The following is a 12,152-nucleotide window of genomic DNA, read 5'->3' as shown; positions in this document are numbered from 1 at the left end:
GAGCGTATGACATAGATTTCTTAACCTGAACGACGACGATTGCGCGGTGGGCCGCTGCGACGCGGGCCGTTGCCTGGGCGCGCACGGGTCAGGCGCAGTGGCTTAGGCAAATCGGTCATCAGCGCGTCCGGATTGTATTTACTGACCGGAATGGAATGACCAATATAGGTTTCGATTGCCGGCAGGTTCAGCGCATACTCTTCACAGGCGAGGCTGATAGAGTGACCGCTGGCGCCAGCGCGACCGGTACGGCCAATGCGGTGAACGTAATCTTCGCAATCGTCCGGCAGATCGTAGTTAAAGACGTGGGTCACGGCCGGAATGTGCAAGCCACGAGCGGCAACGTCAGTCGCGACCAGAATATCGAGGTCGCCACGAGTAAATTCGTCGAGAATACGCAGACGTTTTTTCTGCGCCACGTCGCCGGTCAGCAGACCTACGCGATGACCATCCGCGGCAAGATGGCCCCAGATATCTTCACAACGGTGCTTGGTGTTGGCAAAGACGATGGCGCGATCGGGCCACTCTTCTTCCAGCAGCGTCTGCAGCAGACGCATTTTTTCTTCGTTGGAAGGGTAGAAGAGCTCTTCTTTAATACGGTGGCCGGTTTTCTGCTCCGGTTCCACCTCGACGTACTCGGCGTTGTTCATCTGTTCGAACGCCAGTTCGCGGACGCGGTAGGAGAGGGTTGCAGAGAACAGCATGTTCAGACGCTGCGCGGCCGGCGGCATGCGACGGAACAGCCAACGGATATCTTTAATAAAGCCGAGATCGTACATGCGATCGGCTTCGTCCAGCACGACAACCTGAATCGCGCCGAGGTTAATGTGGTTCTGTTTCGCGTAATCGATCAGACGACCAGTGGTACCGATCAGAATATCGACACCGCTTTCCAGCACTTTCAGCTGCTTGTCGTAGCCGTCGCCGCCGTAAGCCAGACCCAGCTTCAGACCGGTGGCCTGCGCCAGCGGTTCAGCATCCGCGTGGATCTGTACCGCCAGTTCACGCGTTGGTGCCATAATTAGCGCGCGCGGTTGGTTAACCTGGCGATCGGCGATAGCCGGGTGAGAGAGAAGATAATGAAACGTTGACGTCAGGAACGCCATCGTTTTACCGGTACCGGTTTGCGCCTGCCCGGCGACATCGCGGCCTTCCAGCGTCAGCGGAAGGGCGAGGGCCTGAATGGGTGTGCAATTATGAAACCCTTTCTTTTCAAGGGCTTCAATGACTGCCGGGTGCAGGGCGAAGTCGGAAAACTTCTGTTCTGTTAAATGTGTTTTGCTCATAGTGTGGTAGAATATCAGCTAACTATTGCATTAAGAAAGCGTATCCGGTGAAATAACGTCAACCTTTCGTTGGCGGTGTACGAAATTATTCAAGGTACGTCTACGGTAACTGAACGAATCCAGGATAGCTTAGACTACTAAGCGAGTCGGGAGCGATAAATCTGCAGCATGCAGTTCGCGTTCGGGCACCCTGGCGTCAACAGGCGAGTCCATGATGGATTGCGCCAGTTGGCAGCCCAGAGAATTGAGGTATCCTGAAGAATAGCGTGCATAACGTAGCCGCAGCACGTCGTTGATGGCTACGACACCAACACACCAGGCTTATTCCTGTGGAGTTAAATATGAGCGATAAAATTATTCACCTGACTGACGACAGTTTTGACACGGACGTACTCAAGGCTGACGGGCTGACCCTCGTCGATTTCTGGGCAGAGTGGTGTGGTCCGTGCAAAATGATCGCCCCGATTCTGGATGAGATCGCTGAAGAGTATCAGGGCAAACTGACCGTAGCTAAGCTGAACATCGACCAGAACCCGGGCACCGCGCCGAAATACGGCATTCGCGGTATCCCAACCCTGCTGCTGTTCAAAAACGGCGAAGTGGCGGCCACTAAAGTTGGCGCACTGTCCAAGGGTCAGCTGAAAGAGTTCCTCGACGCCAACCTGGCGTAAGCGAATTGCTGGTCCGGCGTCCAGATTCCTATTTTTTGCGGAACTCTGGACGCCCGGCAGGAGTCGTGCTAAGTTAATCCACAGACTTCGTTTTAAACATACCTATTGTTTGAATCTTGTTTTACCCAAAGCGTCCCGCAGACGATGCGCGTGAGGCTAATAATTCCGGGCTTATCACTCATTCCGTCTTGTCGTTTCAGTTCTGCGTTTTTTCCTGTGACCAGGCAACGTACAGACACGAGATGAAGGCCGTTAACAGGCATGGAAGTTCCTGCCATACCATTCACAACATTAAGTTCGAGATTTACCCCGAGTTTAAGAACCCACACCATTATGAATCTTACCGAATTAAAGAATACGCCGGTTTCTGAGCTGATTACTCTCGGCGAAAATATGGGGCTGGAAAACCTGGCTCGTATGCGTAAGCAGGATATTATTTTTGCCATCCTCAAGCAGCATTCGAAGAGTGGCGAAGATATCTTTGGCGACGGCGTACTGGAGATACTGCAGGATGGATTTGGATTCCTCCGCTCCGCAGACAGCTCCTACCTCGCCGGCCCTGACGACATCTACGTATCCCCCAGCCAAATCCGCCGTTTCAACCTCCGCACTGGTGACACCATTTCCGGTAAGATTCGTCCTCCGAAAGAGGGTGAACGTTACTTTGCACTGCTGAAAGTTAACGAAGTTAACTACGACAAGCCGGAAAACGCGCGTAACAAGATTCTGTTCGAGAACTTAACGCCGCTGCACGCGAATTCTCGTCTGCGTATGGAGCGTGGTAACGGTTCTACCGAAGACTTAACCGCTCGCGTACTGGATCTGGCTTCCCCGATTGGCCGCGGCCAGCGTGGTCTGATCGTCGCGCCGCCGAAAGCCGGTAAAACCATGCTGCTGCAGAACATCGCGCAGAGCATCGCTTACAACCATCCGGACTGCGTGCTGATGGTGCTGCTGATCGACGAACGTCCGGAAGAAGTGACCGAGATGCAGCGTCTGGTGAAAGGTGAAGTGGTTGCTTCCACCTTTGACGAACCGGCATCCCGTCACGTGCAGGTTGCCGAGATGGTTATCGAGAAAGCAAAACGTCTGGTTGAACACAAGAAAGACGTTATCATCCTGCTCGACTCCATTACCCGTCTGGCGCGTGCCTACAACACCGTGGTTCCGGCTTCCGGTAAAGTGTTGACCGGTGGTGTGGACGCCAACGCCCTGCACCGTCCGAAGCGTTTCTTTGGTGCGGCACGTAACGTCGAAGAGGGCGGCAGCCTGACCATCATCGCCACGGCGCTGATCGACACCGGCTCCAAAATGGACGAAGTTATCTACGAAGAGTTTAAAGGCACCGGTAACATGGAGCTGCATCTCTCCCGTAAGATTGCTGAAAAACGCGTCTTCCCGGCTATCGATTACAACCGTTCCGGTACCCGTAAAGAAGAGCTGCTCACGACTCAGGAAGAGCTGCAGAAAATGTGGATCCTGCGCAAAATTATCCATCCGATGGGTGAGATTGATGCGATGGAATTCCTCATCAATAAGCTGGCAATGACCAAGACGAATGATGACTTCTTCGACATGATGAAGCGCTCGTAAGGTAAAAAAAGCCAAAAACGCCACGCCTCTGCGTGGCGTTTTCATTTTTGGGTTTGTATGATCCAGAGACAGAGAAAGCCGGACAAAAGTTGTCGTATAATGGCGCCGGATCGCAGGCGGAGACAGCTTTAACAGACTAAAATCTATACAATAAATTTGTAATGTTCTGCTTTTCCCCTTCTGGAGTTGGGGCATCATCGCTATACTTCCCGGATTAACTATGCTGAGAGCACATGCGTTGTGAATTTACTCACTGCTATTACTGAATTAATCAGTATTTTCTTATTCACGACCCTCTTTATTTTTGTCGCGCGGAAAGTGGCAAAAAAGATTGGGTTAGTGGATAAACCAAACTATCGCAAACGGCATCAGGGGTTGATTCCGTTGGTCGGTGGTATCTCAGTTTATGCAGGCATCTGTTTTACCTTCGCCATCGCCGATTATTATATTCCTCACGCCTCGCTATATCTGGCCTGTGCGGGGGTATTGGTGCTGGTTGGCGCCCTTGACGATCGCTTCGACATCAGCGTAAAAATCCGCGCGGTCATCCAGGCTGCTATCGCCGTGATTATGATGATGGCAGGGAATCTGCATCTGAGTAGTCTGGGCTTTATTTTTGGCTCGTGGGAGCTGGTGCTGGGGCCTTTTGGCTTCTTCCTGACCCTGTTTGCCGTGTGGGCCGCCATCAATGCGTTTAACATGGTCGACGGTATCGACGGCCTGCTTGGCGGTCTCTCTTCGGTCTCCTTTGCGGCCACCGGGATCATCCTCTGGTTTGATGGTCAGTACAGCCTGGCGATGTGGTGTTTCGCGATGATCGCCGCCATTTTGCCCTATATTCTTCTCAATCTTGGCGCCCTCGGCCGCCGCTATAAAGTCTTTATGGGTGATGCCGGTAGCACCATGATTGGCTTCACCATCATCTGGATCCTGCTGGAAACCACGCAAGGTAAAACGCACCCCATTAGCCCGGTCACTGCGCTGTGGATTATCGCTATCCCGTTGATGGACATGGTGGCGATTATGTATCGCCGTCTGCGCAAAGGCATGAGCCCATTCTCACCGGACCGTCAGCATATTCATCATTTGATCATGCGCGCCGGGTTTACTTCCCGCCAGGCGTTTGTCCTGATTACCCTGGCTGCCGCCCTGTTGGCGCTGGTTGGCGTCGCGGCGGAATATACCCGCATCGTGCCGGAATGGGTGATGTTAATTCTCTTTTTGGTAGCTTTCTTCCTTTATGGCTACTGTATTAAACGCGCCTGGAAAGTGGCGCGCCTGGTTAAGCGCATCAGACGCAGAATTCGGCGACACAGCGGCAATAATCCGAAACTAACCAAGTAAAGCTGGGGATGTGATGACTCAACCATTACCGGGAGCACAAGCAGTGAACGTTGAGAATGAACTGGATATTCGCGGGCTGTTTCGCGCTTTATGGGCAGGAAAAGGCTGGATAGTCGGCGGCGCCGTACTCTTCGCCGCTATCGTGCTGGTGTATACCTTCTTTGCTCGCCAGGAGTGGAGCGCCACGGCGATTACCGATCGGCCTACTGTCAACATGTTGGGAGGATATTATTCCCAGCAGCAATTCTTACGCAATCTGGACATTAAAGCCGATCTCGCCTCGGTCGATCAGCCTTCCGCCATGGATGAAGCATATAAAGAGTTCATCATGCAGCTGGCCTCCTGGGATACCCGGCGCGACTTCTGGCTGCAAACGGACTACTACAAGCAGCGTCAGTCGGGTAATGCCCGCGCTGATGCGGCGATGCTCGATGATCTGATTAACAATATCCAGTTTATGCCAGGCGATGCGGCCAAGAGCATTAACGACAGCGTTAAACTGACCGCTGAGACCGGGCAGGATGCCAATAATCTGCTGCGTCAGTACGTGGCTTTCGCCAGCCAGCGGGCGGCCGGTCATCTTAACGACGAGCTCAAAGGCGCCTGGGCGGCGCGGACCGTGCAGATGAAGGCACAGGTGAAGCGGCAGGAAGAGGTGGCTGAGGCCATCTTCAACCGCCGGACGCACAGCGTGGAACAGGCGCTGAAGGTGGCCCAGCAACACAATATCTCACGTAGCGAAACCGACGTTCCTGCCGATCAGTTGCCGGATTCAGAGCTATTTTTATTGGGCAGGCCGATGCTGCAGGCCAGGCTGGAAAACCTGCAGGCCGTCGGGCCGGAATATGACCTCGATTACGACCAGAACCGCGCCATGCTGAGCACGTTGAACGTCGGTCCAACGTTGGATCCGCGTTTTCAGACTTACCGGTATTTGCGTACGCCGGAAGAACCTGTAAAACGCGATAGCCCGCGCCGTGTATTTCTGATGGTGATGTGGGGGATTGTGGGTGCGCTCATCGGCGCAGGCGTGGCGTTATCGCGTCGTCGTGTCCTGTGATTGCGGCCTGTGGTGAAGGGCAGATGACCTTCATCGCCTAATCGAAGAGAATCGATGTGAAAGTACTAACTGTATTTGGCACGAGGCCGGAAGCCATCAAGATGGCTCCTCTGGTTCATGCGCTGGCAAAGGACCCTCATTTTGAGGCGAAAGTATGCGTAACCGCGCAGCATCGGGAGATGCTCGATCAGGTGTTGAAATTATTCTCAATCGCCCCCGACTACGATCTCAACATCATGAAGCCGGGCCAGGGGCTCACCGAGATCACCTGCCGCATCCTTGAAGGGCTGAAGCCAGTCCTGGAGTCGTTTAAACCCGATGTGGTGCTGGTGCATGGCGATACCACCACCACGATGGCGGCGAGCCTGGCGGCGTTTTACCAGCGGATACCGGTGGGCCACGTAGAAGCTGGCCTGCGCACCGGCGATTTAAGTTCGCCGTGGCCGGAAGAGGGCAACCGTACGTTGACCGGGCGTCTGGCGACGTACCATTTCGCGCCGACCGAAACTTCACGGCAGAATCTGCTGCGGGAAAATATTGCCGACAGCCGCATCACAGTGACCGGGAATACGGTCATTGACGCCCTGTTCTGGGTCCGCGACCAGGTGCTGGGTGACGAAACGCTACGGGAGACGCTGCTGCAGCGCTACCCTTTTATTAGCCACGGTAAAAAGATGATTCTGGTCACCGGCCACCGACGGGAAAGCTTCGGGCTCGGCTTTGAGCAGATCTGTCAGGCGCTGGCCGAGATAGCCCATACGCATCCAGAGGTGCAGATTGTCTATCCGGTTCACCTGAATCCTAACGTCAGCGAGCCGGTGAACCGCATTCTCGGCCATATCGACAATGTGATGTTGATTGAGCCGCAGGACTACCTGCCCTTCGTCTGGCTGATGGATCGTGCCTGGCTGATCCTGACCGACTCTGGCGGCATTCAGGAAGAGGCCCCTTCTCTCGGGAAACCGGTACTGGTCATGCGCGATATGACCGAACGTCCGGAAGCGGTGGCCGCTGGCACGGTGTGCCTGGTCGGCACCGACAGCCAGCGCATCGTGGCGGAAGTCACGCGACTGCTGCAGGATGATGCCGCATACCAGGCGATGAGCCGCGCGCACAATCCCTATGGCGATGGTGAAGCATGTCGTCGAATTTTGTCTGCACTTAAAAATAATCAGGTAACGTTATGAGTTTTTCTACCATTTCAGTGATTGGCCTTGGCTATATCGGGCTGCCAACCGCTGCCGCGTTCGCCTCCCGGCAGAAGCGGGTGGTCGGCGTTGATGTTAATCAACATGCCGTGGAGACCATTAACCGTGGAGAGATTCATATCGTGGAGCCGGATCTGGCGAGCGTGGTGAAGACCGCGGTCGAACAGGGGTATTTAAGCGCCACCACCACCCCGGTGGAGGCAGATGCCTATCTGATTGCCGTGCCGACGCCGTTTAAAGACCGCCACGAACCGGATATGGTGTTTGTTGAGTCGGCCGCCAAATCCATTGCGCCGACGTTAAAGAAAGGCTCGCTGGTGATCCTTGAGTCCACCTCGCCGGTGGGCTCGACCGAACAGATGGCCGAGTGGCTGGCGGAGATGCGCCCGGATCTCAGCTTCCCTCAGCAGGTGGGCGACGCCGCGGACGTGAATATCGCCTACTGCCCGGAGCGGGTATTGCCCGGTCAGGTGATGGTCGAGCTGATTAAAAACGACCGCGTTATCGGCGGCATGTCGCCGGTCTGCTCCGCTCGCGCCAGCGAGCTGTATAAAATTTTCCTCGAAGGCGAATGCGTGGTGACCAACTCGCGCACCGCCGAGATGTGCAAGCTGACGGAAAACAGCTTCCGCGACGTCAACATCGCCTTTGCTAACGAACTGTCACTGATTTGCGCCGACCAGGGGATTAACGTCTGGGAGCTGATCCGCCTGGCAAACCGCCATCCACGGGTCAATATCCTGCAGCCGGGGCCGGGCGTCGGCGGCCACTGCATTGCTGTCGATCCGTGGTTTATCGTGGCGCAAAACCCGCAGCAGGCGCGTCTGATCCGCACCGCTCGCGAGGTCAACGACCACAAGCCGGAATGGGTTATCGAACAGGTGAAAGCCCAGGTCGCGGACTGCCTGAATGCCACCAACAAACGGGCCAGCGAACTGACGATCGCCTGTTTTGGCCTCGCCTTTAAGCCGAATATTGACGACCTGCGCGAAAGCCCGGCGATGGAAATTGCCGCGCAGATTGCCCGCTGGCACAGCGGCACGACCCAGGTGGTTGAGCCCAATATTCATACGCTGCCGAAGAAACTCGACGGCCTGTGTACGCTGGCGACCCTCGATGCGGCGCTGGCCAGCGCCGATGTGCTGGTGATGCTGGTCGATCATAACCAATTTAAAGCCGTTAGCGGCGATAGCGTCACCCAGGCGTATATCATCGACACCAAAGGAGTGTGGCGGTGAGAACCATTCTGGTCACCGGCGGCGCGGGCTTCATTGGTTCGGCGGTAGCGCGGGAAATTATTCAGCGCACCGCCGATCGCGTGGTGGTGGTGGATAAACTGACCTACGCCGGCAATCTAATGTCGCTGGCGCCAGTGGCGCAGGATGCGCGTTTCGCCTTTGAACAGGTGGATATCTGCGACCGCCGCGAGCTGGACCGTATTTTCCGTCAGCATCAACCGGATACGGTGATGCACCTGGCGGCGGAAAGCCACGTCGATCGTTCGATTGACGGCCCGGCGGCGTTTATCGAAACCAATATCGTAGGCACCTATACGCTGCTTGAGGCGGCCCGCAGCTGGTGGAATACCCTGGCTACGGCGCAAAAATCGGCGTTCCGTTTTCACCATATCTCGACCGACGAAGTGTATGGCGATCTGCACGGCAGCGATGATTTCTTTACCGAGACCACGCCCTATGCGCCAAGCAGCCCCTATTCGGCCTCGAAAGCCAGCAGCGACCACCTGGTGCGCGCCTGGCTGCGGACCTATGGCCTGCCGACGCTTATCACCAACTGCTCCAATAACTACGGCCCGTATCACTTCCCCGAGAAGCTGATCCCGCTGACCATCCTCAACGCGCTGGCGGGCAAGCCGCTGCCGGTGTATGGCAATGGGCAGCAGATCCGCGACTGGCTATATGTGGAAGATCATGCCAGGGCGCTGTATCTGGTGGCGACCCGCGGCGAACCGGGTGAAACTTATAATATCGGCGGTCATAACGAACGTAAAAACATCGAGGTGGTGGAAACCATTTGTCAGCTGCTGGAAGAGCTGGCGCCGCATAAACCGCAGGGCGTGGCGCACTATCGCGATCTGATCACCTTCGTTACCGATCGTCCGGGCCACGATCTGCGCTATGCCATTGATGCCTCGAAGATTGCCCGCGAGCTGGGCTGGACGCCGGCAGAGACCTTTACCTCCGGTATGCGTAAGACCGTGGCGTGGTATCTGGCGAATGAGACATGGTGGCGTCAGGTTCAGGACGGAAGCTATCAGGGCGAGCGTCTTGGGCTGCAAGGCTAAACATCTCTGGGGGGAATGATGAAAGGTATTATTCTGGCGGGCGGTTCCGGAACGCGACTGCATCCCATCACCCGCGGCGTATCGAAGCAGCTGTTGCCGATCTACGATAAGCCGATGATCTACTACCCGCTGTCGGTCTTAATGCTGGCCGGGATCCGTGAGATCCTGATCATCACTACGCCGGACGATCTGCGCGATTTCCAGCGCCTGCTCGGCGATGGTTCAGAGTTTGGCATCGCGCTGCACTATGCCGTACAGCCGACGCCGGATGGTTTAGCTCAGGCGTTTATCATTGGTGAAGCCTTTCTTAACGGCGAACCGGCGTGCCTGGTATTAGGCGACAATATCTTCTTCGGCCAGAGTTTTAGCCCGAAGCTGCGCAGCGTGGCTGCTCGCACGGAAGGGGCGACGATTTTTGGCTATCAGGTGATGGATCCTGAGCGCTTTGGCGTAGTGGAGTTTGATGATAACTTCCGCGCGCTGTCGCTGGAAGAGAAGCCGAAGCAGCCGAAGTCGAACTGGGCGGTCACTGGCCTCTATTTCTACGATGGCAAGGTGACGGAGTACGCCAAACGGGTCAAGCCGTCCGAGCGCGGCGAGCTGGAAATCACCTCCATCAACCAGATGTATCTTGAAGATGGCGCATTGACCGTCGAACTGCTCGGGCGCGGTTTTGCGTGGCTGGACACCGGCACCCACGATAGCCTGATTGAGGCCAGCATGTTCGTGCAGACGGTAGAGAAGCGTCAGGGCTTTAAAATCGCCTGTCTGGAAGAGATCGGCTGGCGTAATGGCTGGCTGGACGACGATGGTGTCAAACGTGCGGCGAAGCGGCTGGAAAAAACCGGCTACGGCCAATATCTGCTGGATCTGCTCCGTGCCCGTCCGCGCCAGTATTGATCCCCTGGAGTGGGAGAACCGCTTCTTTGCCGTGAACAGCGCCATCGTGCGCTTTGACGAGCGCGCGCCGCGGCTGACGCCTGAGGCGCTGGCGGGATGGTCGCGAGTGCAGGCGAAAATCGCCGCCAGCGATACCGTCCGGCTGGACGCGCTCCAGCAGCTGGGTTTTCAGCTGGTGGAAGGCGAAGTCGATCTGGCGCTACCGGTGGGCAACCCTGCTGATGCCGGTGCCGACATCGCTGTGGAGGCGGATATTGCGCCGCTGCGCGAGCAGGCGGCGCAGGCCTTTGCCATGAGCCGCTTTCGCGCGCCCTGGTACGCCGCCGATGCCAGCGGCCGCTTCTATGCCCAGTGGATTGAAAATGCGGTGCGCGGCACCTTCGATCATCAGTGCCTGATTTACCGCCATCCTGAGGGTGATATTCGCGCCTTTGTCTCCCTGCGCCAGCTCAATGCCACCGAAGCGCGTATTGGCCTGCTGGCCGGGCGCGGCGCTGGGGCGCAGCTGATGCAGGCGGCGCGGCACTGGGCCGCTTCGCGCGGACTTTCTACACTGCGGGTGGCGACCCAGATGGGCAACACCGCCGCGCTTAAACGTTATATTCTCAGCGGTGCTAATGTGGAAAGCACCGCCTACTGGCTATACAGGTGACCCCATGATCCCATTTAACGCGCCGCCGGTGGTTGGAACCGAGCTTGATTACATGCAGTCTGCGATGAACACCGGCAAGCTGTGCGGCGACGGCGGCTTTACGCGCCGCTGCCAGCAGTGGATGGAGCAGCGATTTGGCACGGCAAAAGCCCTGCTGACCCCGTCCTGCACGGCTTCGCTGGAGATGGCGGCGCTGCTGCTGGATATCCAGCCGGGCGACGAAGTGATTATGCCCAGCTATACCTTTGTCTCCACTGCCAATGCCTTTGTATTGCGCGGGGCGAAAATCGTCTTCGTCGATATCCGCCGCGATACGATGAATATCGATGAAACGCTCATCGAAGCCGCCATCACCGATAAAACCCGGGCGATTGTCCCGGTGCACTATGCTGGCGTAGCCTGCGAGATGGACACCATCATGACCATCGCCGCCAAATACAACCTGTTCGTGGTGGAAGATGCCGCGCAGGGGGTAATGTCTACCTACAAGGGACGCGCGCTGGGCACCATCGGCCATATCGGCTGCTTTAGCTTCCATGAAACCAAAAACTACACTGCCGGCGGTGAGGGTGGGGCGACGCTGATCAACGATCGCACGCTGGTGGAGCGCGCGGAGATCATTCGCGAAAAAGGCACCAACCGCAGTCAGTTCTTTCGCGGCCTGGTGGATAAATATACCTGGCGGGATATTGGCTCCAGCTATCTGATGTCTGACCTGCAGGCTGCCTATCTGTGGGCGCAGCTGGAAGCAGCGGAGCGCATCAACCAACAGCGCCTGGCGCTGTGGCAGAACTACTATGATGCGCTGCTGCCGCTGGCGCGCGCGGGGCGTATCGAACTGCCGACGGTTCCGGCCGACTGCGGGCAAAACGCGCACATGTTCTACATTAAGCTGCGCGATATCGAGGATCGCAGCAAACTGATCGCCTGGCTGAAAGAGGCGGAGATCCTCGCGGTATTCCATTACATTCCGTTGCACAGCTGCCCGGCAGGCGAGCACTTCGGTGAGTTCCACGGTGAAAACTGCTACACCACCCAGGAAAGCGAGCGCCTGGTGCGCCTGCCGCTGTTTTACAATCTGTCTGTGGTGAACCAGCGGACGGTGATTAACTCGCTGCTGAGCTATTTCTCCTGAT

Annotated in this window: 12 protein-coding genes; 11 read left to right on the top strand and 1 reads right to left on the bottom strand. The window is 56.5% G+C overall.

Annotation, left to right across the window (positions count from 1 at the left end):
- Positions 1 to 20 precede the first annotated feature (20 nt).
- Positions 21 to 1,286: an ATP-dependent RNA helicase RhlB gene (rhlB, locus tag B8P98_RS26900; RefSeq protein WP_095033586.1), complete on the bottom strand. Its 1,266-nt coding sequence runs from the start codon at positions 1,284 to 1,286 to the stop codon at positions 21 to 23.
- A gap of 341 nt (positions 1,287 to 1,627) precedes the next feature.
- Here rhlB and trxA point away from each other — a divergent pair, with 341 nt between their 5' ends.
- From trxA to rffA, 11 genes are all read left to right on the top strand, one after another.
- Positions 1,628 to 1,957, top strand: a complete 330-nt coding sequence (trxA, locus tag B8P98_RS26895; protein ID WP_002883224.1) for a thioredoxin TrxA — start codon at positions 1,628 to 1,630, stop codon at positions 1,955 to 1,957.
- Positions 1,958 to 2,101: 144 nt separating this feature from the next.
- Positions 2,102 to 2,203 carry a rho operon leader peptide gene (locus B8P98_RS32090; RefSeq protein WP_049245627.1) on the top strand — a complete coding sequence of 34 codons (102 nt, stop codon included), beginning with the start codon at positions 2,102 to 2,104 and terminating at the stop codon, positions 2,201 to 2,203.
- 87 nt (positions 2,204 to 2,290) lie between these two features.
- Positions 2,291 to 3,550: a transcription termination factor Rho gene (gene rho / locus B8P98_RS26885; RefSeq protein ID WP_002883293.1), complete on the top strand. Its 1,260-nt coding sequence runs from the start codon at positions 2,291 to 2,293 to the stop codon at positions 3,548 to 3,550.
- Between the two features lie 240 nt (positions 3,551 to 3,790).
- Positions 3,791 to 4,894 carry a UDP-N-acetylglucosamine--undecaprenyl-phosphate N-acetylglucosaminephosphotransferase gene (gene wecA / locus B8P98_RS26880; RefSeq protein ID WP_004886849.1) on the top strand — a complete coding sequence of 368 codons (1,104 nt, stop codon included), beginning with the start codon at positions 3,791 to 3,793 and terminating at the stop codon, positions 4,892 to 4,894.
- A gap of 13 nt (positions 4,895 to 4,907) precedes the next feature.
- Positions 4,908 to 5,954 (top strand): ECA polysaccharide chain length modulation protein, encoded by a 1,047-nt coding sequence (gene wzzE / locus B8P98_RS26875; RefSeq protein ID WP_002883296.1) that lies wholly within the window; start codon positions 4,908 to 4,910, stop codon positions 5,952 to 5,954.
- A gap of 56 nt (positions 5,955 to 6,010) precedes the next feature.
- Positions 6,011 to 7,141: a non-hydrolyzing UDP-N-acetylglucosamine 2-epimerase gene (gene wecB / locus B8P98_RS26870; RefSeq protein WP_025711238.1), complete on the top strand. Its 1,131-nt coding sequence runs from the start codon at positions 6,011 to 6,013 to the stop codon at positions 7,139 to 7,141.
- Positions 7,138 to 8,400: a UDP-N-acetyl-D-mannosamine dehydrogenase gene (gene wecC / locus B8P98_RS26865; protein ID WP_025711237.1), complete on the top strand. Its 1,263-nt coding sequence runs from the start codon at positions 7,138 to 7,140 to the stop codon at positions 8,398 to 8,400. Before wecB ends, wecC begins: the two co-directional genes overlap by 4 nt.
- The gene (gene rffG / locus B8P98_RS26860) at positions 8,397 to 9,464 is read left to right on the top strand and encodes a dTDP-glucose 4,6-dehydratase (protein ID WP_025711236.1); all 1,068 of its coding nucleotides are present in this window, start codon (positions 8,397 to 8,399) and stop codon (positions 9,462 to 9,464) included. The genes wecC and rffG overlap by 4 nt, the downstream gene beginning before the upstream one ends.
- A gap of 18 nt (positions 9,465 to 9,482) precedes the next feature.
- On the top strand, positions 9,483 to 10,364 hold the full coding sequence (gene rfbA, locus B8P98_RS26855; RefSeq protein ID WP_002883307.1) for a glucose-1-phosphate thymidylyltransferase RfbA: 882 nt from the start codon (positions 9,483 to 9,485) through the stop codon (positions 10,362 to 10,364).
- Complete coding sequence (rffC, locus tag B8P98_RS26850; RefSeq protein WP_025711235.1) at positions 10,342 to 11,016, top strand: dTDP-4-amino-4,6-dideoxy-D-galactose acyltransferase; 675 nt, start codon at positions 10,342 to 10,344, stop codon at positions 11,014 to 11,016. Before rfbA ends, rffC begins: the two co-directional genes overlap by 23 nt.
- 4 nt (positions 11,017 to 11,020) lie before the next feature.
- Positions 11,021 to 12,151, top strand: coding sequence for a dTDP-4-amino-4,6-dideoxygalactose transaminase (gene rffA, locus B8P98_RS26845; RefSeq protein ID WP_095033585.1), 1,131 nt, complete (start codon positions 11,021 to 11,023; stop codon positions 12,149 to 12,151).
- Position 12,152: the final 1 nt, after the last annotated feature.

Origin of the sequence: Klebsiella quasivariicola, from assembly GCF_002269255.1 — a bacterium.
GTDB classification, from domain to species: Bacteria; Pseudomonadota; Gammaproteobacteria; order Enterobacterales; family Enterobacteriaceae; genus Klebsiella; species Klebsiella quasivariicola.
Note: the sequence above shows the minus strand (reverse complement) of the source record. Positions and strands in the feature narration are given on the sequence as shown.

What these genes read in the sequence shown, in the direction of transcription:
- rfbA (WP_002883307.1), top strand. Translation starts at nt 9,483, where the DNA reads ATGAAAGGTATTATTCTGGCGGGCGGTTCCGGAACGCGACTGCATCCC.
- B8P98_RS32090 (WP_049245627.1), top strand. Translation starts at nt 2,102, where the DNA reads ATGCGCGTGAGGCTAATAATTCCGGGCTTATCACTCATTCCGTCTTGT.
- rhlB (WP_095033586.1), bottom strand. Translation starts at nt 1,286, where the DNA reads ATGAGCAAAACACATTTAACAGAACAGAAGTTTTCCGACTTCGCCCTG.
- wecC (WP_025711237.1), top strand. Translation starts at nt 7,138, where the DNA reads ATGAGTTTTTCTACCATTTCAGTGATTGGCCTTGGCTATATCGGGCTG.
- rho (WP_002883293.1), top strand. Translation starts at nt 2,291, where the DNA reads ATGAATCTTACCGAATTAAAGAATACGCCGGTTTCTGAGCTGATTACT.
- trxA (WP_002883224.1), top strand. Translation starts at nt 1,628, where the DNA reads ATGAGCGATAAAATTATTCACCTGACTGACGACAGTTTTGACACGGAC.
- wzzE (WP_002883296.1), top strand. Translation starts at nt 4,908, where the DNA reads ATGACTCAACCATTACCGGGAGCACAAGCAGTGAACGTTGAGAATGAA.
- rffA (WP_095033585.1), top strand. Translation starts at nt 11,021, where the DNA reads ATGATCCCATTTAACGCGCCGCCGGTGGTTGGAACCGAGCTTGATTAC.